Source organism: Streptomyces sp. NPDC059355, assembly GCF_042752335.1.
In the GTDB taxonomy this organism is placed as follows: domain Bacteria; phylum Actinomycetota; class Actinomycetes; order Streptomycetales; family Streptomycetaceae; genus Streptomyces.
On sequence record NZ_JBHYXN010000038.1, the window covers coordinates 53,243 to 73,656 of the forward strand.

Annotated in this window: 18 protein-coding genes and 1 riboswitch; of the genes, 5 read left to right on the forward strand and 13 right to left on the reverse strand. The window is 72.2% G+C overall.

From position 1 onward, the window contains the following. Positions 1-43: 43 nt before the first annotated feature. Positions 44-1,435 (reverse strand): class I SAM-dependent methyltransferase, encoded by a 1,392-nt coding sequence (locus tag ACFXGI_RS29225; protein WP_384712829.1) that lies wholly within the window; start codon positions 1,433-1,435, stop codon positions 44-46. 204 nt (positions 1,436-1,639) lie between these two features. Beyond that, on the reverse strand, positions 1,640-3,025 hold the full coding sequence (locus tag ACFXGI_RS29230; protein WP_030865901.1) for an NAD(P)/FAD-dependent oxidoreductase: 1,386 nt from the start codon (positions 3,023-3,025) through the stop codon (positions 1,640-1,642). Positions 3,026-3,551: 526 nt separating this feature from the next. On the opposite strand from ACFXGI_RS29230, the gene ACFXGI_RS29235 reads away from it, so the two are divergent. Both ACFXGI_RS29235 and ACFXGI_RS29240 read left to right on the forward strand, forming a co-directional pair. Next, on the forward strand, positions 3,552-3,824 hold the full coding sequence (locus tag ACFXGI_RS29235; RefSeq protein ID WP_384712832.1) for a type II toxin-antitoxin system Phd/YefM family antitoxin: 273 nt from the start codon (positions 3,552-3,554) through the stop codon (positions 3,822-3,824). Then, a complete protein-coding gene (locus ACFXGI_RS29240) occupies positions 3,821-4,090 on the forward strand; it encodes a type II toxin-antitoxin system RelE/ParE family toxin (RefSeq protein WP_384712835.1) in 270 nt (89 codons plus the stop codon). The genes ACFXGI_RS29235 and ACFXGI_RS29240 overlap by 4 nt, the downstream gene beginning before the upstream one ends. 48 nt (positions 4,091-4,138) lie before the next feature. Here the strand turns inward: ACFXGI_RS29240 and ACFXGI_RS29245 are convergent, their stop codons facing one another. The 7 genes from ACFXGI_RS29245 to ACFXGI_RS29275 form a co-directional block, all read right to left on the reverse strand. Next, the gene (locus tag ACFXGI_RS29245; protein ID WP_384712838.1) at positions 4,139-5,125 is read right to left on the reverse strand and encodes an exopolyphosphatase; all 987 of its coding nucleotides are present in this window, start codon (positions 5,123-5,125) and stop codon (positions 4,139-4,141) included. Next, positions 5,122-5,670 carry a DUF501 domain-containing protein gene (locus ACFXGI_RS29250; RefSeq protein ID WP_384712841.1) on the reverse strand — a complete coding sequence of 183 codons (549 nt, stop codon included), beginning with the start codon at positions 5,668-5,670 and terminating at the stop codon, positions 5,122-5,124. The genes ACFXGI_RS29245 and ACFXGI_RS29250 overlap by 4 nt, the downstream gene beginning before the upstream one ends. A 46-nt stretch (positions 5,671-5,716) precedes the next feature. Next, positions 5,717-6,205 (reverse strand): septum formation initiator family protein, encoded by a 489-nt coding sequence (locus ACFXGI_RS29255; RefSeq protein WP_384712844.1) that lies wholly within the window; start codon positions 6,203-6,205, stop codon positions 5,717-5,719. Between the two features lie 127 nt (positions 6,206-6,332). Continuing rightward, complete coding sequence (gene eno / locus ACFXGI_RS29260; protein WP_384712847.1) at positions 6,333-7,619, reverse strand: phosphopyruvate hydratase; 1,287 nt, start codon at positions 7,617-7,619, stop codon at positions 6,333-6,335. 265 nt (positions 7,620-7,884) lie between these two features. Further along, positions 7,885-8,583: a transglycosylase family protein gene (locus ACFXGI_RS29265; protein ID WP_384712850.1), complete on the reverse strand. Its 699-nt coding sequence runs from the start codon at positions 8,581-8,583 to the stop codon at positions 7,885-7,887. Between the two features lie 2 nt (positions 8,584-8,585). Beyond that, positions 8,586-8,756, reverse strand: a riboswitch (cyclic di-AMP (ydaO/yuaA leader). 282 nt (positions 8,757-9,038) lie between these two features. Then, positions 9,039-10,058, reverse strand: a complete 1,020-nt coding sequence (locus ACFXGI_RS29270) for a transglycosylase family protein (protein WP_384712853.1) — start codon at positions 10,056-10,058, stop codon at positions 9,039-9,041. Positions 10,059-10,160: 102 nt separating this feature from the next. Continuing rightward, the gene (locus ACFXGI_RS29275; RefSeq protein WP_384712856.1) at positions 10,161-11,444 is read right to left on the reverse strand and encodes a cytochrome P450; all 1,284 of its coding nucleotides are present in this window, start codon (positions 11,442-11,444) and stop codon (positions 10,161-10,163) included. Between the two features lie 121 nt (positions 11,445-11,565). Between ACFXGI_RS29275 and ACFXGI_RS29280 the strand changes: the two genes are divergently transcribed. After that, complete coding sequence (locus ACFXGI_RS29280) at positions 11,566-12,774, forward strand: globin domain-containing protein (RefSeq protein WP_384712859.1); 1,209 nt, start codon at positions 11,566-11,568, stop codon at positions 12,772-12,774. Positions 12,775-12,786: 12 nt separating this feature from the next. Here ACFXGI_RS29280 and ACFXGI_RS29285 read toward each other — a convergent pair whose 3' ends face one another. Further along, positions 12,787-13,797, reverse strand: a complete 1,011-nt coding sequence (locus tag ACFXGI_RS29285; RefSeq protein ID WP_384712905.1) for a nucleoside triphosphate pyrophosphohydrolase — start codon at positions 13,795-13,797, stop codon at positions 12,787-12,789. Positions 13,798-13,858: 61 nt separating this feature from the next. Next, a complete protein-coding gene (locus ACFXGI_RS29290) occupies positions 13,859-14,485 on the reverse strand; it encodes a SurA N-terminal domain-containing protein (protein WP_030865876.1) in 627 nt (208 codons plus the stop codon). 192 nt (positions 14,486-14,677) lie between these two features. On the opposite strand from ACFXGI_RS29290, the gene ACFXGI_RS29295 reads away from it, so the two are divergent. Further along, positions 14,678-17,107 (forward strand): YfhO family protein, encoded by a 2,430-nt coding sequence (locus tag ACFXGI_RS29295; RefSeq protein WP_384712863.1) that lies wholly within the window; start codon positions 14,678-14,680, stop codon positions 17,105-17,107. A gap of 67 nt (positions 17,108-17,174) precedes the next feature. Here ACFXGI_RS29295 and ACFXGI_RS29300 read toward each other — a convergent pair whose 3' ends face one another. Together ACFXGI_RS29300 and ACFXGI_RS29305 are read right to left on the reverse strand one after the other, a co-directional pair. Continuing rightward, on the reverse strand, positions 17,175-18,689 hold the full coding sequence (locus ACFXGI_RS29300; protein ID WP_384712866.1) for a protein kinase: 1,515 nt from the start codon (positions 18,687-18,689) through the stop codon (positions 17,175-17,177). Further along, positions 18,686-19,279, reverse strand: a complete 594-nt coding sequence (locus tag ACFXGI_RS29305; protein WP_384712869.1) for a hypothetical protein — start codon at positions 19,277-19,279, stop codon at positions 18,686-18,688. Before ACFXGI_RS29305 ends, ACFXGI_RS29300 begins: the two co-directional genes overlap by 4 nt. Before the next feature lie 270 nt (positions 19,280-19,549). Between ACFXGI_RS29305 and ACFXGI_RS29310 the strand changes: the two genes are divergently transcribed. Further along, a complete protein-coding gene (locus ACFXGI_RS29310) occupies positions 19,550-20,407 on the forward strand; it encodes a hypothetical protein (protein ID WP_384712872.1) in 858 nt (285 codons plus the stop codon). Positions 20,408-20,414: the final 7 nt, after the last annotated feature.

Consider the following 20,414-nt stretch of genomic DNA (forward strand, 5'->3'; position numbering starts at 1 on the left):
GCCCCGGGGCGTGTGCCCCGGGGCCCTTCCGTGTCGTACGGGCTCACGCCCCCCAGGTGCGCAGCCGCAGCGGCAGCCCCGAGCGCCCGGCCGCCGCGGACTTCACCGCGAGGACCTGGTTGACGCCGAGCCGGCCGTGCTCGAAGCCCAGCGCCGAGGCCGCCATGTACAGCCGCCAGACCCGGGCCCGCCCCGGCGAGGTCAGCCGTACGGCCTCCTCCCAGCGGTCCTCCAGCCGCGCCACCCAGGCCCGCAGGGTCAGCGCGTAGTGCTCGCGCAGCGCCTCCACGTCGCGGACCTCGAACCCGGCCCGCTCCAGCTCGCCCACCGTCGCGCCCAGCGGGAGGAGTTCGCCGTCGGGGAACACGTACGCGTCGATGAACTCGTCGATCCGGTGCGCCTCTTCGTCCGGCTCCGGCGGGCGCGCGATCTGGTGGTTCAGCAGGCGGCCGCCGGGCCCCAGCAGGGCGTGCAGGGTGCGGGCGTACTCGCGGTAGCGCTCCGCGCCGACGTGCTCGGCCATGCCGATGGACGAAACGGCGTCGTACGGACCGTCCTTGACGTCCCGGTAGTCCTGGATCCGGATGTCGAGCCGGTCGGCCAGTCCCTCCTCCGCGGCCCGCTTGCGGGCGTACACGGCCTGCTCCCGCGAGAGGGTGATGCCGGTGACGCGGACCCCGTACTCCCGGGCGGCGTGCAAGGCCATGGAGCCCCAGCCGCAGCCGACGTCGAGGAGGCGCTCGCCGGGCCGCAGGCCCAGCTTCCGGCAGACCAGGTCGAGTTTGTCCCGCTGGGCCTCCTCCAGGGTGGAGCCGGGACTCCAGTAGGCGCAGGAGTACACCATCGAGGGACCCAGGACGCGCTCGTAGAACTCGTTGCCGACGTCGTAGTGGTGACTGATCGCCTGGCGGTCCCGGGCCCTGGTGTGCGTCGGGCCGCCGCGGCGGGGGGCCTCCTCGGGCGGCGGTGCGGGCGCCGGCCACGGCCGGGCCAGGGCGACGAGGTCGCGCAGGGCGGCCCGGGCGGCCGGGTCGCGCAGCAGCGCGGCGGTCCCGGCGGCCGCCGCGGCCCGCTCCGGCAGCTGCGGAAGCTGGGCGCGCAGGGCGCCGAGCTTGCCGAGGCCCGCGCGGTGCAGGGCCGGCGGGGTCTCGGGGACGGTGGCGGGCCCGCGCTCCCAGAGCAGCCCGGCAACCCGGTCCAGCAGTTCGAAGAGGTCGCCCTCCACGGTCAGCTCCCCTGCGACCCAGGCCCGGGCCAGGCCCAGTTCACCCGGCCGCCACAGCACGCGGCGCAGGGCGCGCCGGTTGGCCAGCACCAGGGTGGGTCCGGCGGGCGGCCCGGCCTCGCTGCCGTCCCAGGCGCGAATCCGGACGGGCAGGGGGGCGCCCAGCAGGGTCTCGGCAAGAGCGGCCAGCCGCGGCGCGGCTTCGGTCATCGTAGGCACCTCCGGTAATGATCCGACCGATCGGCCTACCCATTTCGGGCGGGCCTCAATCGGACGACACTCCGAACAGGCCTACGACGAACCCGAACAGGGGCATGCCGACAGGACGGGGGCACGCCGAAGGGGCCGCCCGCACCACGGATGGCGGGCGGCCCCTTCGGGGACGTGCTGGAGGTGTTGCCGGTCAGGCCCGGGTCAGGAGGCCTTGGCCTTGGCGGCCGGGGCAGCGGCGGCGGCCGGAGCCGGCGCCGGCTTGGCGGCCTCGTAGAACTCCTCGCGCGGGGTCTCCAGCGCACCGAGGGAGACGACCTCGCGCTTGAGGAACATGGCGAGGGTCCAGTCGGCGAAGACGCGGATCTTGCGGTTCCAGGTCGGCATGGCCATGCCGTGGTAGCCACGGTGCATGTACCAGGCGAGCCGGCCCTTGAGCTTGATCTTCGTCTTGCCCATGACGATCATCGCGACGCCCTTGTGGAGGCCGAGGCCCGCCACCGCACCCTTGTTGGAGTGCGAGTACTCGGCCTGCGGGAAGCCCCGCATGCCCGAGATGACGTTGTCGCCGAGGACCTTGGCCTGGCGCAGCGCGTGCTGGGCGTTCGGCGGGCACCAGGCGTTCTCGACGCCGGCCTTGCGGGCGGCGACGTCCGGGACCTGGGCGTTGTCGCCCGCGGCCCAGATGTAGTCGGTGCCCTGGACCTGGAGGGTCGGGGCGGTGTCGACGTGGCCGCGCGGGCCCAGCGGCAGGCCGTAGCGGGCCAGCACCGGGTTGGGCTTGACGCCGGCGGTCCACACGAGGGTGTCGGAGTCGACCTCGAGGCCGTTCTTCAGCACCACGTGGCCGTCCACGCAGGAGTCCATCGAGGTGTTGAGGTAGATCTCGATGCCGCGGGACTCGAGGTGCTCCTTGCCCCAGGTGCCGAGCTTGGGCCCGACCTCGGGGAGGATCTTGTCGGCCGCGTCCACCAGGATGAAGCGCATGTCCTCGCGCTTGATGGTGGTGTAGTACTTCGCGGCGTCGCGGGCCATGTCCTCGACCTCGCCGATCGTCTCGGCACCGGCGAAGCCGCCGCCGACGAAGACGAAGGTGAGGGCCTTGCGGCGGACGTTCTCGTCCGTCGTGGACTCGGCCTTGTCGAGCTGCTCGAGGACGTGGTTGCGCAGGCCGATGCCCTCTTCGACGCCCTTCATACCGATGCCCTGTTCGGCGAGGCCGGGGATCGGGAAGGTGCGGGAGACGGCGCCGAGCGCGATCACCAGGTAGTCGAAGGGCAGCTCGTACGCCTCGCCGACGAGCGGCGTGACGACGGCGACCTTGCGGTCCTGGTCGATGCTGGTGACCCGGCCGGTGAGAACCTCTGCCTTGGGCAGCACGCGTCGCAGCGGGACGACGACGTGCCGAGGCGAGATGCTGCCTGCGGCCACTTCGGGGAGGAAGGGCTGGTAGGTCATGTACGACCGCGGGTCGACGACCGTGACGGTCGCCTCGCCATAGCGCATCTTCTTCATGATCCGCTTGGCCGCGTACAGGCCTACGTACCCACCTCCTACAACGAGGATCCTGGGACGCTCCGTGGTGCTCATGGAACGAGTATCCAGCACCCACAGGGGTGACGCTCGTGAGCCCCTTCACAAGGTGACGGAGGGCCTCTGCTACACTGCGCGGCCCACGTGACGGAGGTCATGGCGCGATACGGGAACCAGGGTGTAACAGGATTCGTTGTTCACCCGTCCCGAACTGGCCTCCAGGCCCGCAAGCGGAGTAGACCACCGGGTTGGTGGATACCTACCGGCGGGGTGGGACGGCGCCCCCGTTTCGCACGAACGCTCGGACAAAAAAGGCCCGATGGCCCGCGGAGCGCCCCCAAGGACCCTTCCCGCGGCCCATCGGGCCTCTTTTCCTTGTGAAGAACTTCACGAACTTTCTGTGGAGGAGGGGACCTAAGGCCCCCGTAAGGACCTCCGAAAGCCCTCCGAAGGCCCTCGACGACCTTCGAAACAGCCCTCCGTCAGGCGATGGACCAGGCGATGCCGTCCAGCATGTGCGGTGAACCCGCACCGATACGTGCCCGTACCGGCACGTGTACACGTGGACGCGTACACTGCTGTCATGAGTGAGAACGCTGTGACCGTGCGCGAAGCCCGTGCCCATCTCGCGGACCACATCAATCGGGCAGAGCAGGGCGCTCCGACCGTAATCACCCGTAACGGCGCCCCGGTGGCCGCCCTGGTTCCCATCGCGGACTTCAACGCGCTCGAAGATGCGGCCGACGAACTGCTCGCACGCGAGGCGCAGGCCGTGCTCGCCGAAGGCGGTCCGACCGTGACCATGGCCGAGCTGCTGGCCGACCTGTTCAGTGAACGGGGTGACGGCGCGGCGTGAAGTACGCGTTCCGGTTCACCGTCGCGGCGCAACGGCAGCTCCGGGCCATCGACAGGCCGGCCGCGATGCGCATCCTCGCCGCACTGACCGCACTGGGAGACGATCCGTACCGCGAGGACGCCGACATCAAGAAGCTCGCCGGACCGTCCGGCCTCTACAGACTCCGGGTGGGCAGTTACCGGATCGCCTATCAGGTCCTGGACGGCGAGCTGGTCATCCTCGTCGTCAAGGTCGGCGACCGGCGCGACGTCTACCGCAACATCTGAGTCCGGCACAGCGGTGGTGCTCCGGTCAGCCGACCGGAGCACCACCGTTCAGCGATTCGTCAGGCCAGAACCCTGGTTGTCGGCCTCGACCTCTTCTGCGGTCTTGATCGCGATCCCGTCGAGGATGTCGTGTTCCGAGACGACGACCTCCCGGGCTCCGGTGCGCTCCATGATGGCGAGGAGGACCAGGGTGCCCGCGCCGATCACGTCCACCCGGCCCGGGTGGAGGACCGGGATCGCCGCGCGCTCGGCGTGCACCGAGGTCAGCATGCGGTCGGTGATCTCGCGGACCTGCTCGTACGGGATCCGGGCGTGGTGGATCTCGGAGGAGATGTACTCCGGCAGCCCGAGGGCGATCCCGGCGACCGTGGTCACCGAGCCGGCCAGGCCCACCAGGGTGCGCGCCTCGGTCAGCGGGACCGTCTGCTCGACCAGGTCCAGCGCCGCCTCGATGTCGGCCCGTATGGCCGCGATCTGCTCCGCGGTGGGCGGGTCGGTGACCGTCCCGTCGACCACCAGGTGGCGCTCGGTCATCCGGACGCAGCCCACGTCGACCGAGCGGGCCGCCCGTACGTGCTCCTCGCCGACCACGAACTCGGTCGAGCCGCCGCCGATGTCCACCACCAGGAAGGGCTGCTCCATGTGGGTGGTGCCCGTCAGCTCCTTGGTGGCGCCGACGAAGGAGAACTCCGCCTCCTGGTCGCCGGAGATCACCTCGGGCTCGACGCCCAGGATTCCGAGGACACCCTGGACGAACTCCTCGCGGTTCTCGGCGTCGCGCGAGGCCGAGGTCGCCACGAAGCGCAGGCGCTCCGCGCCCAGCTCCTTGACGACCTCCGCGTACTCGCGGCAGGCCGCGAAGGTGCGCTCCAGCGCCTCCGGGGCCAGCCGGCCCGTCTTGTCCACGCCCTGGCCAAGGCGGACGATCGTCATCCGCCGGTCCAGCTCGACCAGCTCGCCGGTGGCCGGGTCGCAGTCGGCGACGAGCAGGCGGATGGAGTTCGTACCGCAGTCGACGGCCGCGACGCGGGTCACGCCTGCGACTCCTTCTGCTCCGCCTTCTGCGCGCACGGCGTGACGCAGGCGCCCTTGGCCCACCACTCCGGCAGCATCGCCAGCGCCTCGTCGCCGAACGGGTTCACGCCCGGGCCGGCGGCCAGAGAGTGGCCGACGAGCACGTGCAGGCACTTCACCCGGTCCGGCATCCCGCCGGCGCTCGGGAAGCCCTGGAGCACCTCGATGGAGTCGCGGCGCCGGATGTAGTCCTCGTGCGCTGCCTGGTACGCGGCGGCGAGCTCGGGGTCCTCGGCGAGCCGGGCCTGCATCTCCTTCATCACGCCGTTGGCCTCGAGCGTGCCGATCGCGGAGGCCGCGCGCGGGCAGGTGAGGTAGTACGTCGTCGGGAAGGGCGTGCCGTCGGGGAGGCGCGGGGCGGTCTCCACCACGTCCGGCTGACCGCAGGGGCAGCGGTGGGCGATGGCGCGCAGCCCGCGCGGCGGGCGGCCGAGCTGCTGCTCGAACGCCTCGATGTCCGCGTCGGTCGGCTCGGTCCGGTCGGTCTGGGGCGGGGGCGTCTGCATGCCTGGAGGAAGTCTCTTCGTTCTCGTGGATGGGTGCGGGTACTCGTCACTCGCCGGGGCGGTCGGCCTTGTCGACGCCGTCCCAGACGTTCGAGTACCAGGGCCGGTCGGATCCGGCCGTTCCGGTGCGGTGCCGCTCGGCGGCCCCGGCCCCGGGGTCGGTCATGATGTAGCTGATCTCGCCCGGGCGGACGAAGTGCAGGTGCTTGCGCGCCTGCTGCTCCGCGTACGCGTTGTCCTGCCAGCGGGCCTTCTCGTCGCGGAGGCGTTCGAGGCGCCGGCTCGCGGCCTCGGCGGCCTTCCGCTGCTCCGCGATCTCCGAGCGCTGTGAGACGTACTGGCGCATCGGATACGCGAGGGCGACGACCAGCGTACAGAGGACGAGCACCAGGAGCGCGGCGCGGCCGGTGAGCCGGCTGCGGCGGACCTGACGGCGTGTCTGCGAACGGTAGACGTGGGCGGCGGTCCGCTCGCCGAGCTGCTTGAGCCTGGTCGCGGTGGAGAAGGTGGAGAACCGATCCCGGTTCCCGGCCATTGATCCCGCCTCCCCTGTGTCCCTCTGTCCCTGGGTGCGTGGTGCGCGCTACGCAATACGTCCCCGCACACGGTACGGGACCGAGTGCGGGGACGTACGGAGGCCAGCCCCGGAGGGCCTGCCGTGATTAGCCCTTGAAGCGCGGGAAGGCGGAGCGGCCCGCGTACACGGCGGCGTCGTCGAGGATCTCCTCGATGCGCAGCAGCTGGTTGTACTTGGCGACGCGGTCCGAGCGGGCCGGGGCGCCGGTCTTGATCTGGCCGCAGTTCACGGCGACGGCGAGGTCGGCGATGGTGACGTCCTCGGTCTCGCCGGAGCGGTGCGACATCATGCACTTGAAGCCGTTGCGCTGGGCCATCTCGACGGCGTCGAGGGTCTCGGTCAGCGAACCGATCTGGTTCACCTTCACGAGCAGGGCGTTGGCGGAGCCCTCCTCGATGCCGCGGGCCAGGCGCTCCGGGTTGGTGACGAAGAGGTCGTCGCCGACGATCTGCACCTTGGAGCCGATGCGGTCGGTGATGGTCTTCCAGCCGGCCCAGTCGTCCTCGAACAGCGGGTCCTCGATGGAGACGAGCGGGTACGCGGAGACGAGCTCCTCGTAGTACTCGGTCATCTCGGCGGCCGAGCGGGACTGGCCCTCGAACTCGTACTTGCCGTCCTTGTAGAACTCGGACGCGGCGACGTCGAGCGCGAGCGCGATGTCCTTGCCCGGGACGTAGCCGGCCTGCTTGATGGCCTCGACGATGAGGTCGAGCGCGGCGCGGTTGGACTCCAGGTTCGGCGCGAAGCCGCCCTCGTCACCGAGACCGGTGGAGAGGCCCTTGGTGTGCAGGACCTTCTTGAGGGTGTGGTAGACCTCGGCACCCCAGCGAAGGGCCTCGGAGAAGGACTCCGCGCCGATCGGGGCGATCATGAACTCCTGGATGTCCACGTTGGAGTCTGCGTGCGACCCGCCGTTGAGGATGTTCATCATCGGAACGGGCAGCAGGTGCGCGTTCGGGCCGCCGAGGTAGCGGAAGAGCGGGAGGTCCGAGGCCTCGGACGCGGCGTGCGCGACGGCCAGGGAGACGCCGAGGATGGCGTTGGCGCCGAGGGAGCCCTTGTTCTCGGTGGCGTCCAGGTCGATCATGGCCTGGTCGATCAGGCGCTGCTCGGTGGCGTCGTAGCCGACGAGCTCCGGGCCGAGCTGCTCGATGACGGCGAGGACGGCCTTCTCGACACCCTTGCCCATGTAACGGTTGGGGTCACCGTCGCGGAGCTCAACGGCCTCGAAGGCACCGGTGGAGGCGCCGGACGGAACTGCAGCACGGCCGGTGCTGCCATCGTCGAGGCCCACCTCGACCTCGACCGTGGGGTTGCCTCGGGAGTCCAGGATTTCCCGGGCTACGACGACGTCGATGGACGGCACGAGCATCTCCTTCTGGGATGTGACGCTGGGTGTGCGGTGGCATGTCGGGCCGTGGGATGGCCCCGCCGCCTAGAGCCTAACCGGCTCCGGGCACTGGGCCGGCCGACCGCCCGCCCCCTGGGACGAAAAAGGGCCCGAATACCCGTCTTCCGGTACATAGGGATCTCGACCACCGGCACAAACGCCGCCGCCCGGCGCGTGAGGGGAAGACGCGCCGGGCGGTCGGGCTGCCGCGGCGCCGCTCGGGCGGCCGCGGTTGTCACTGCAGGATTCAGCTGAGCTTCAGCTTCTGACCCGGGAAGATCAGGTCGGCGTCCGAGACGATGTCCTTGTTGAGCTCGAAGAGCTTCTCCCAGCCACCCTTGACGCCGTTGGCCTCGGCGATGGTGCCCAGGGTGTCGCCGGGCTTGACCTCGTACGAGCCGTTGCCGGTCTTCACGGCCGGGGCGGCCTCGGCGCGCTCGGAGCGGGTGACCGGCGCGGGGGTCTCGCGCTTGGTCTCCTTCTTCGGCTCGGTCTTCTTCGGCTGGGTCTTCTTGGTCTCGGTCTTCGTCTCCGTCTTCTTCGGGGTGTCGGTCGTACCACCGCCGGTGTAAGAGGAGTTGGAGAGGCCGACGCCGCAGGACGGCCACGCGCCCTTGCCCTGGCCCTTGAGGACCTTCTCGGCGATGGCTATCTGCTGCGACTTGGAGGCCTGGTTGGCCTGCGCGGCGTACGCCTTGCCGCCGTACGCGGCCCACGTCGAGGACGAGAACTGCAGGCCGCCGTAGTAGCCGTTGCCCGTGTTGATGGACCAGTTGCCGCCGGACTCGCACTGCGCGACGCGGTCCCACTCGCCCGCGGTGGCGGCGGAGGCCGAGCCGGCCGCCATCAGGGGGGCGGCGACGACGACACCGGTGACACCGGCGAGCGTGACGATGCGAACGGCCTTGGAGGCGCGGCGGTGCTTGCCCTTGCCGGAATTCAGCATGGAGTTCTCCTCACCGACGCCTACGAGGTGAGCTGTCGGGTTCGGGCTGATGAGTGCCCGGCCGTGCGACGTGGCGCACGACTTAACCCCTAGCCGTTTCCTTGCCGTCTCTCAACGGCCGGTCCCGGCACCTACCTTGGTTCCCCCGCTCCTGCCTTCGGCGCTTGACGCGACGACTGTTCCCTCCGTCCGCCGGCAGGATTCGGCGATGCGGTCGAAGGAGCCCGCGGTGGCGGGCGACTCAGAAGGTAGACAGGTCTCTCCCCGATGTTCAACGAGGAACACCGGGGAGAAACGGCCCCTACTTGCGCCCTCCTTACGTGCATTTGCGCAGGTGAGGGCGGGGTTTGCAGAAGGCTCCAGGCGGGACACGCCAGTTGACCGGAAGAGACACATGTCTCACTTGCAGATAACGGACATTCAGCCCTTTCCGGGTGTCCGAAGTGCCGCTGTTTTTAACTTAGATCCAGATTTTGACCAGGCGTGATCAGATTGGCGTCCTTGCCGATGACCTGCTCGTTGGCCTGGTAGAGCGCGTTCCAGCCGCCCTTGACCCCCTTGGCGGAGGCGATGGTCGCCAGACTGTCGCCCGCCTGGACCGTGTACGAGGGATCCGACGCCGCGCGAGAGGTGACGGGCGCCTCAAGAGCGGCCGTACCGCGGTGCTTACCGGTGCCGGAGGGGTCCGGGATGCCCGCCGGGTCGGTGGTGGCACCCGGGGTGCCCGGGGCCGCGGGGGCGGTGGGAGCGGTCGGGTCCGTCGGGGTGCCGGGCGCGGTCGGGTTCCCCGGGGCCGTCGGGTCGGCGGGCGCGGTCGGGGTGCCCGGGGTCGTCGGGTCGCCGGGGGTGCCCGGGAGCACCGGGGCGGTCGGCGAGGTGGACGGCACGTCCGGGTCGGGCATGACGGGCAGTCCGCTGCTGGGCGCGAGCGGCGCCGGCGGAAGCGTGAAGACCGGGGCCGGAGCCGGGGTGGGGGCGCCGAAGTCGTGCGCCTTCGCGCCGGAACCGCCGGCCGGGACCGAGTCGTCGGGGCGCGAGGCGCTCGGAGCGATCGGGGCGAGCGTGCCGGGCAGGCCCGGGTCCACGGTCGCCGCGGGGCCCTGCTGGGTCAGTCCGGCCGACTCCGAGCAGTGCCCGAACGCCTGGGCGCCCCGGGTGCCCAGCACGCGCTCGGCGACGGCGATCTGCTGCGAACGGCTGGCGAGGTCGGGGCGCTCGGCGAACTCCAGGCCGCCCGAGGCCTTCCACTCCTCCTGCGTGAACGAAAGTCCGCCGTAGGACCCGCTGCCGGAGTTGGCGCTCCAGGAGCCGCCGCTCTCGCACTCGGCGACCTTGTCCCACGTGGAGGTCTCGGCTGCGCTCGCGCCGGTGGCGGCGAGCAGCGGCAGGGCCAACGCGGAACCGGTGACTCCGGCGGTGACGACTATCGCGGGTACCTGGCGGGGGCGTCTGTGGCGGCCGTTCCCGGAACGCATGAGCTGCACCTTTCGCATAACGACTGGGTAACGGCAGAACCTAGCCTTCTTAGCACGCGAGTAACAACTCTTGACGGGGGCTGACTTGCGGTCAGCTGACGTTCAGGGGTTTCGGGCTGTGAACTTCACGGGAAGGGTGCGCAGGCCACGCATGATCAGACCCCCGCGCCAGCGAAGCTCGTTGGGCGGAACAGCGAGTTCCAGATCCGGCAGACGCGTCAGCAAAGTCGCAAGCGCCGTCTGTCCCTCAAGTCGTGCGAGCGGAGCACCCAGGCAGTAGTGGATTCCGTGCCCGTATCCGAGGTGCTGGTTGTCGGTACGGGAGAGGTCGAGGGTGTCCGGATCGGCGAACCGCTCGGGGTCCCGGTCGGCCGCGGCGAGGACGACGAGCACGGGATCGCCGGCCGCGACGTCCTGGCCGCCGAGGGTCAGCGGCTCGGTGGCGAACCGCCAGGTGGCCAGCTCGACGGGCCCGTCGTAGCGCAGCAGCTCCTCGATGCCGGTCTCCAGCAGGCCGCTCTCGCCGGCGGCGAGGGAGTCCTGGAGGCGGGTGCGCTGATCGGGGTTCATGAAGAGGGAGTGGACGCCGTTGCCGATGAGGTTGACCGTCGTCTCGAATCCGGCGAACAGCAGGATGAAGGCCATCGCGGTGGCCTCGGCCTCCGTCAGGTGGTCACCGTGGTCGCTCGCGCGGATCAGGTCCGAAATCAGGTCATTGCCCAGATCATCCCGTTTGCGGTGGATGAGTTCGCCGAGATAGGTCCGCATCTGCTTCACGGAGCGGGCGACCCCGCCGCGCGGACCGCCGCCGTGCCGGATCATCATCCCGGCCCAGTCGCGGAAGTCGTCCTGGTCCTCGCGCGGTACGCCGAGCATCTCGCAGATGGCGTAGATGGGGAGCGGGAAGGCGAATTCGTGGATGAGGTCCGCTTCCCCCCGGCTCGCGAACTGCTCGATGAGGTGGTCGGTCAGTTCCTGCACCCGCGGGGTGAACTCGGCCACTCTGCGCGGGGTGAACGCCTTCGACACCAGCCGCCGCAGCCGCGTGTGGTCCGGCGGGTCGATGTTGAGCAGATGCGTCATCAGCTCCGCCTTGCGCTCCCCCGGGATGCCGGTCTTGCCCTTGGCGTGCGCCGGCTCCGCGTGGTGCGCCGGATTCTTGCTGAGCCGCTGGTCGGCGAGGGCCTGGCGGGCGTCCGCGTACCGGGTGACCAGCCAGGCCTCGACCCCGCTCGGCAGCTTGGTGCGGTGCACCGGGGAGTGCTCGCGCAGCCAGGCGTACGCCGGGTACGGATCGGTGGCGAACTCCCAGTCGAACAGGGTCGGGCCCTGGGGAGGGGTGCCGTCTTCGGGGGCTGCGGGGGCTGCGGGGGTCGGCTCATGCACCCGCTGACCGTATCCCGCGCGCCCGCCGCCATCCCATATGGGTGGTTCGCCGCGGCTGTCCGCAGATCCGCCATCCCTTGACCTCACGTTCCCCGGCGTTCCTACTTTCGGTCTTGTGGATGTGAGGATCTTGAAGAGCAGCTTCGCGGTGGTCGAGAGAAGGGCCGAGCACGCGGTCAAGTACTTCTACTCCCACCTCTTCTGGCACAACCCCGGGATCCGCGAGCTCTTCCCGGCCTCCGCCGAGGACATGGAACGCCAGCGAGACCGGCTCTTCGCCGCGCTGACCCACGTGGTCGCCCGCCTCGACGACGACGAGAGCCTGCTCCCCTATCTCCACGACCTCGGCCGCGACCACCGCAAGTTCCTCGCCGGCCCCGAGCACTACGCGGCCCTCGGCGCCAGCCTCCTCGCCGCGCTCGCCCGGACCTGCGGCGAGACCTGGACCCCGACCGTGGAGAAGGCCTGGTCCGAGGCGTACCAGATGATCGCCGACGCCATGACGGCCGGGGCCGCCGCGAGCGAGGACCCGCCGTGGTGGGACGCCGAGATCGTGCGCCACCTCCAGTACGGGGAGGACATAGCGGTGCTGACCCTGCGCCCGCACGCCCCCTTCCCCCATCTCCCCGGCCAGTACGCGAGCGTGAGCTGCGAGCGGGTCCCGAGGGTCTGGCGCACGTACTCCATCGGGAACGCCCCGCGCCCGGACGGCACCCTCGACCTGCACGTCAGCCGTATCGAGGGCGGCCGGCTCAGCACCGCCCTGGTCCGCGAGGCCCGGCCCGGCGAGGTGCTGCGGCTCGGCGCGGCCGGCGGGCAGCTGACGCTGCGCCGCGCCGACCGGCCCGTCAGCCTCATCGCGGCGGGCACCGGCTGGGCGCCGATCCGGGCCATGGTGGAGGAGCTCGCCGGGGAGCCTCCCGATCGGGACGTACGGCTCTTCGTCGTCGCCCGGGACCCGGCGCACCTGTACGACCGCCCGCTGATCGACGAGTACGCCGCCTCCTTCGGCCGGCTCGGCGTCACCTACATCACGCCCGCCCCCGGGCTCCACCGCGACCAGGCCACCGGGCGGCTCGCGACCGCTCTCGGCCACCGGGCCATGTGGCCCGAGCAGGACGTCTATCTCAGCGGGCCGCCGCCGTTCGTCGAGCAGACCGTGCGGGTGCTGAAGGAGCTGGGCGCCCTGCCGGGCAGGATCTTCCACGACTCGCTGCCCGCCGCGGGCACCGGCCACGGCCCGGGCGGCCGGCCCCTCGGCTTCGGCGAGTGGTTCCTCGGCCGCCCCGAGCCGCACTGGCACAACCCGTCGGGCCGCGCGCCCCGGTAGGACCGCCGGAGGTCAGTGGGTGTCCGCCGCGCCGACGCCCTCGGCGGCTCGGATCGCGTCCCGGTAGACGCGGGCCGCCGCGCGCAGCGCGGTCTCGGGGTCGATGCCCGCCGCCTCGGCACGCGCCGCCAGTTCCAGCAGCTCGTACCCGATGCCCTCGCCGCGGGGCAGCCCCACGGCCACGCCGCCCGTACGGACCCGGCCGGCGAGCTTGGCCGCGAGCGCGAGTCCGGGCTGGCCCAGCGGGATCCCGTCGGTGACCGACTCCCGCTGCTTCTCGACCGCCTTGGTGCGCTGCCAGTGCTCGTTGACGTCCTCCGGGGTCTGCGCGTCCGCGTCCCCGAAGACGTGCGGGTGCCGGTGGATCAGCTTCTCGACGAGGCCGCCGGCCACGTCGTCGATGGAGAACGGCTCTTCCGGATGCTCCTCGGCGATCCGTGCGTGGAAGACCACCTGCAGGAGTACGTCGCCGAGCTCCTCGCGCAACGCCTCCCGGTCCCCCTCCTCGATGGCCTCGACGAGTTCGTACGACTCCTCGATGGCGTACTTGACCAGTCCCTCGTGGGTCTGGCGCGAGGTCCAGGGGCATTCGCGGCGGACCCGGTCCATCACCTGGACGAGATCGAGCAGGCGGGCGCCGGGCAGATCGTACGAGCCGGGCAGCAGTTCGAGGTCGGGCATGTCGACACGGCCGGAGCCGGCGAGCCGGGCCAGTCCGTCGGTGAGCCGCCGGTCGCCCTCGCCGGACGGGACCACCACGACCGTGCGGCCGCCGGCGCAAGCCTCGACCAGCGCCTGCGCGTCCGGGCTCTCGTGCGCGACCTCGACTCCCGCCTCGCGCAGGTACGGCAGCTGCGGATGGCCCGGGTCGGCGCACAGCACCCGGTCCGCGGCGTGCAGGACCTGCCAGGCCGGCCAGGACAGCAGGCCGGGGGCGACCCGGTGGCTCGCGGTCAGCAGGACGATCCGGCCGGCGGCCGTGGCGTCGGGGCCGGCCAGGGGGGCCGGGGCCGGGACGGGCACGGCGGGGGCGGGTTCGGCGGCGTGGTCGTTCACCCTCCGAACCTACCCCCGGACGGGTGGCTCAGGCTCCGGCGGGGGCCTGCTCGGGCCGGGTCCGCTGGACGATCCAGGGGGTGTCCTGGTCGCCGAGCACGATCTGCTGCGCGTCCCAGACGCCGTAGCGCGGGTTCACCTCGATGTGCAGGGTCTTCGCGGCGGACGCCAGCTTCTCGACGGCCTTGTCCTGGCTGCCGTAGTGGTCGAAGAGCTTGTCGCGCAGCAGCTTGAACCGGGCGTCGGCGTCGAGCTGCCCGGGCGCCAGCTGGGCCTGCTCCAGGGCCGCCGCGGTCAGCTTCTCAGCTCCGCCCGCCTTCTCCAGCTGCGCCTTGCGGAAGTCCTGGACCTCCTTCTCGCTGACGCTCACGCCGGCGTCCTTCGCGGCGCGCTCCAGCACGACGGTCTGGATCATCTTGTTGAGCTTGACGCGCTCCAGGCCGGGCGAGGACTGGATCAGCTGGGCCGCGGTGGAGCCGGTCTCGTTCTGTGCCGCGCGGACGTCGTTGACCTGGGCCTGGAGCGCGGAGGTGGTGATGCGTTCGCCGCCCACGACGGCCGCGGTGCCGGGCCGGGCCTGGCCCGAGCAGGCGGACAGCAGGGGGGCCGCCACGAGCAGGGCGGCGGAGACGGAGAGCGCAGTGCGACGGTGCAAAGGAGCCTCCAGGGCCGGGAGATTGTGCGTCGGTGCACAAGGGCCGTGCGGTGATCGATGGTATGCAGTCAAGCTGATCCGAGCCACCGGTTCGACCAACGATTCCCGGGGTGTTGGGGTACGTGTCTGTTGATGTCACAGCCACTCGGCGGCCACCCTCCCGTCCACCGGCGGTGCCAGAGTCGGCCCACCATGTCGACACCGCACCGCTCGCCGCGCCGCCTGAGCCTGCGCGGCTCGGCCCTCGCCGCCCTGATCGCGGTGGTGGCCGTCTGCGCCGGGGACGCGGTCGCCCGCGTGTTCCCGTACGGACACCGCCACCGCAGCATCAACGACCTCGGCAACCAGTTCGTCCCCTTCCACGCCCACCTGTGGGACCTCCTGCACGGGCGGGCGGAGGGCGGGCTGCTGTTCAACTGGCAGTCCGGCTTCGGCACGAGCTTCCTGCCCGACTTCGGCACCTACCTCTCCAGCCCTTTCGCCGTGCTCGTCGCCCTCTTCCCGCGCGAGGACATCGACCTCGCGGTGTACGTGGTGACGGTGGTCAAGATGGCGGCGGCCGCGGCGGCGACGGCCTGGCTGCTGCGCACGCAGCGCCGCGGGCCGTGGTGGGGGGCGGGCCTGCTGGGGGCCTCGTACGCACTGTGCGGCTGGTCGGTGATCGAGGCCTCCTACAACCCGATGTGGCTGGACGGGCTGATCGCGTTCCCGCTCCTGTGTCTGACGGGTGAATGGGCGCTGCGGAGCCGCCGGCTCGGCGCCGCCGTCCTCGTGGTGGCGCTCTGCTGGACGGCGAACTTCTACACCGCCTACATGGCGACGCTGGGCGCGGCGCTCGTGCTCCTGGTACGGGTGGTGCTGACGCGCGAGGGCGTACGGGAACGGCTGACCGTGCTCGTCCGGTGCGCCGGAACGACCCTGCTGGGCATCGCGGTGTCCGCGCCGGTGCTGCTCCCGCTGTTCCTGAGCTCGAAGCAGGCGTACCCGGGGTGGACACGGCGGTTCGACCCGGTGTCCTGGCCGGACCTGTTCGCGCGGCTCCTGCCCGCGACGTACTCCTTCTCCTCACCGGCGCTGTTCGTGGGCACGGGGACGCTGCTGCTGGTGGCGGCCCTGCCGTTCCACGGTGCGCTGCCGGTGCGCACCCGCCTGTGGTGGACGGGGCTGACGGCGGCCGTGCTGATCTCCTTCCAGTGGACGCCGACCCACCTGGCCTGGCACGTCTTCGCAACCCCGAACGGGAGCCCGTACCGGCAGACGTTCGTGCTGGCCGGGGTCGCCGTGATCGCCGCGTGGACCGGGCTGGCGGCCGGGCTGCCGAAGCCGCGGGCGCTGGCGGCGGGGGCCGCGGTGCTGGCCGCGGCGGCCGCGGCGGCCAGCGGCAGCCCGCTGGCCACGGCCTGGGGCCTCGCGCTGTTCTGCGGCGGGTCGGCCGTGGCTGCGGTGGCCTGGTGGTCCCTGCGCCACCGCAGGCCGGCGCTCCCGGCGGTCGGGGTGCTGGCGCTCGTACTCATCGGGCAGGCGGCCGCGACGACGGCGTTCGGGCACCAGGGCAAGCTCGGCGGGCTGGACGACTACCCCTCGTGGGGCGCGGCGCACACGGCGCGCTCCGAGGCGCTGGCGGGCGCCGAGGGCTGGCCCGCGTACCGCACGGACCCGAGCCGCCCGGCACTGACGGGCAACGATCCGCTGCTGCTGGGCGGGGAGGGCGGCGCGTACTACAGCAGCCACACCCCGGACGTGTTCACGCGCACGATGGTGGCCCTCGGCGCCGGCTGGACCTCACGCGGGCGCAACGTGCAGAGCATCGACAACCCGGTGACGGACGCGGTCTTCGCGGTCGGCGCCCGCCTGCGGCCCGACGGCACGGTCGGCCGCGCGCGGGTCGTCCCGCCGCTGCTCACGGTCCGCCCGCCGGGGCCCGCGCCCTCGTACGGGGCGTTCGACGGGCCCCCGTTCGCCAACCAGGAGCTGCTGCTGGGCGCCAGGGTGTACGAGGACCCCGTCGCGCCCGGGGTGTGCCGCGCGGGCACGGAGGCCTATCTGTGGGCCCCGGAGTACAACGCGACGGCCCGCCTCGCGGACGGCCGCGCCTTCCGCCTGAACGGCAACGCCCCCCGCAACCGGGCGGCCCTCCAGCCGCTCGGTGCCTCCCGGGGCGGCTCCTCGGCGCTGGTCTTCGACGCACCGGCGCCGCCGCGCTGGGCCCTGTCCTGCCTGGACCGGGCCCGTCTGGACCCGGCGGTCGCCGCCCTGCGGGCGACCGCGCCGACGGGGCTGCGCGTAGGCTCCTCGACCGTCAGCGCCGGGGTCCCGGCGGGCACCGCGGGCACGGCGGTCCTCTCCTCCCCGGCGATCGCGGGCTGGACCTGCAACGGCCGGCCGGCCACGCCCTACCTGGGCCTGGTCTCCGTCCCGCTGACCCCCGCCACCACCGGCATCACCTGCTCCTTCCGGCCCCCGGGCCTCGTCCCGGGGACGGCGGCCGCGGGGACGTCCCTGCTCGTCCTGGCCGGGCTGCTCCTGGCGGAGCGCCGCCGCAGGCCCCGGACCGGCAGGACCGCGCCTCCGGGCGGCCCGGAGGCCGGCGCGCCCGCGGAGCTCGTCCCGGCCGGGGCCTGAGGCCGGGGCGCCCCGGCGGACCCGGCCCGGCCCACCTGGCCGGCGGATCTGGCTCGGCGGACCTGGCTCAGCGGACCTGGCTGAGCCATTGGAGCGTGCGGCGAACCTCCGCCGAGAAGGGGTGGTTCGGGCCGTGGACGCGATCCGCGTCGAACAGCAGGCGGGCCAGGGTCTCGTGGGCCGCCGGCCGGTCGCCCAGGGAGAGCAGCAGGTGCGCTATCCGGCGCCGGACCTCCAGCGGGAGCCCCGGGTCCGGGTTCGCGTAGTGGTTCTCGAACAGCGGGAGCAGTGTGCGGTATTCGGCCAGGGCCGCCCCCGGCGCGTCGAGCTGTTCCAGGCACTGCGCCGCGTCGTAGCGAAAGCGCAGGGACTGGGGGTCGCCCGCCGGGAACTCGTCCGCGAGGCGGCGCAGTTCGGGCAGGGCGCGCCGGTACTGGCCGTCGTCCATCAGTGTGGCCGCGTACTGCTTGCGCAGGGAGCGGACCACCGTGGAGTGCTCGCCGTGCTCGGCCGCCGCGGCCGGCAGGATCCCGCCGAGGATGTCCACGGCCTGGGTGAGGCGGCCCTGCTCCAGGAGGCTGCGGGCCTCGTCCACCGCGGCCGGGATGTCCGGCTTGGGCGGCGTCGGCGTGGGCGGGGAGGTCGGCTGCGGCGGGATGGTGGCGGCGCGGTCAGGCCAGGGGGCCTGCGGGCGCAGGAAGGGGCGGGTCGGGTCGAGCGCGCCGGCCGGGGTGCCCTGCTTGGGCAGCAGCGAGGTCAGGGACTCGTACACGTGCTGTGCGGAGGCCGGGCGGTCCTGCGGGTCCTTCGCCAGGAGGTGCAGCAGGACCGCCTCCAGCTGGTGCGGGACCTCCGGACGCAGCCGGCGCACCGGGACCGGCGGCTCGTACAGGTGGCGGTGCAGGACGCCGAGGGCGGTGGACCCGGCGAAGGGGACGTTGCCGCTGAGGAGTTCGTACAGCAGCACGCCGAGGGCGTAGAGGTCGGTGTACGGGCCGACGGCGCCGCCCATCGCCTGCTCGGGCGCCATGTACGCCGGGCTGCCGATCGGGGTGCCGGTGCTGGTGAGGCGGGTGGTGTCGGTGTCCATCACCGAGGCGACGCCGAGGTCTAGGACCAGCACGGTGCCGTCCGGGCGGATCATGACGTTGCGCGGCTTCAGGTCGCGGTGCACGATCGGCACCGCGTGCACCGCCGACAGCACCCCGCACAGCTGCGCGACCACGGCGACCGCCCACGGCCAGGGGTACGGGGCGTGCTGCGCGAGGTGGTCGGCGAGGTCGGTGCCCTCGACGTAGCCCATGACGAGGAACAGCTCGTCGCCGTCGCTGCCCGCGTCGTGGACCGTGACCAGGCCCGGGTGGTCCACCTGCGCCGTGACCCGGCACTCGCGCACGAAGCGGCGGCGCAGCTCGTCGGCGACGGAGCCGGGGCCGGCCACCTTGTCGGGGCGCAGCAGCTTGACGGCGACGCGGCGGTCCAGCCGCTGGTCGTACGCCGTCCAGACCTGGCCCATGCCGCCCTGTCCCAGGATGGAGGCCAGCCGGTAGCGCTCGCCGATGATCCGGTCGTCGTCCGTCACCGGGCCGGGCCCTCACCGTCGTTGCCGGGGGCTCGCGGGTGGGGATGGGGGTTCGGGTGCGGCGTCTGCTTGCGCAGCAGTTCGCTCAGCTCGTCGAGCTCGGCGCGCACCTGCCCGATGCGCGGCGGGGTGGCCGGGCCGGGGGCCGGAGCCGGGGTCGGTGTGGGGGTGGGCGTGGGCGTCTGCTGCTGATGCTGCTGCTGATGCGCCGGCGGATACCCGTACGCCGGGCGCTGCGGGTGCTGCTGCGGCGGTACGTACGGTGCGGGCTGCGCCGGGTACCAGGAGGCCGTCGGGGCCGCCGCCCGGGCCGCGTGGTGCTGGATGTCGGCGACGAGGAAGTACACGCAGGTCAGGAACCCGGTGATGATGACACCGAAGGCGCCCGTATTGCCCTGCCAGCCGTCGGTCCGGGGCGTCGGGTCGGCGCCGATCAGCGCGACCCAGGCGACGGTGAGCACGCAGTTGACGGCCAGCAGCCACCAGTCCCGGGGTTTGCGGGTGACGACCGCGAGCCGCAGCATCGTGCCCCAGCCCAGGAAGCCGCAGCTCAGGACGGGCAGCAGGGCGAACAGCACGCGCAGTGCCACGACTCCCCCGGTACTGGGCTGGGGGCCTTGCTGCGGCGGGAGGCCGGGGCCGTGCATCGCTGCTCCTGACGGACCGTGTCGACGAAGTTTCGGGTCTGAGCGTATACAGCGTTTCCGGCCGCCAGTGAGGGGATGTGCGCAACCGTTGCAGGGTCGCCGCACACCTCCCGGCGGACGGGGGCCGCGAGGGGCGCACGGAAATCGAGGATGCCCCCTGACCGGCGGCGACTACCCTCGGCAGTCGAGTTGTTGTTCCAGGGGGGAATCCACATGCGAAGCCGGACCATCGGCGTGTCGGTGCTGACCACGACGGCCTTGTTCGGACTGACGACGGCCTGCGCGCCGGTCGGCGGGAGCAAGGCCGCCGACATCGGCCGGGCGGCCCGCGCCGCCGCGTCGGCGTCGGCCGGGGCCACGCCCGCACCGGCCGCGAAGGGCAAGGGGGCGGGCAAGGGCACCGGCATGCTCGCGGACCTGTCGGGCGCCGAGATCCTGAGCCAGTCGCACGAGGCGATGCGCAAGGTCGAATCGGCCCGTGTCGTCGCGAAGATGCGCGACGACGGCAGCCCGGTCGAGTTCGAGCTCTCCCTCGACAAGAAGGGCAGCTGCAACGGCGCGATCCGGTACGACGGGATGGGCAAGGTGGACCTCATCAAGTCCCCCGAGCTGATCCACTTCAAGGGCGACGCCGCCTACTGGCGCGGCACGGCCGCGAAGGAGCACGCGCCCAAGAGGCAGACGGACGCGATGGTCACGATGCTCGCCGACCGCTGGCTGAAGATGCCGGTCTCGGACCCCAAGGCCGCCGCGATGGGCCACATCTGCGATCTGGACAAGCTGACGGGCGGCGGTGACCGGCCCAACCCGCTGGCCCGCAAGGGCGAAACGGTCACCATCGACGGCAAGCAGGCGCTGGCGGTCGTCACGGCGGCCAAGGAGGGCACGGAGACCGACTACATAGCCACCCAGGGCACTCCGTACGTCCTCAAGTCCACCGTCACGGGGGACGAGAACGGGGAGGTCCTCTTCTCCGCCTTCGGCACCCCCGTCGACACGGCCCTGCCGGAGGGCGCGGACGTCCTGGACCTGTCCAAGCTGGGGGACCGCGGCCCGGCCGAATCGGTCTGAGCCCGCA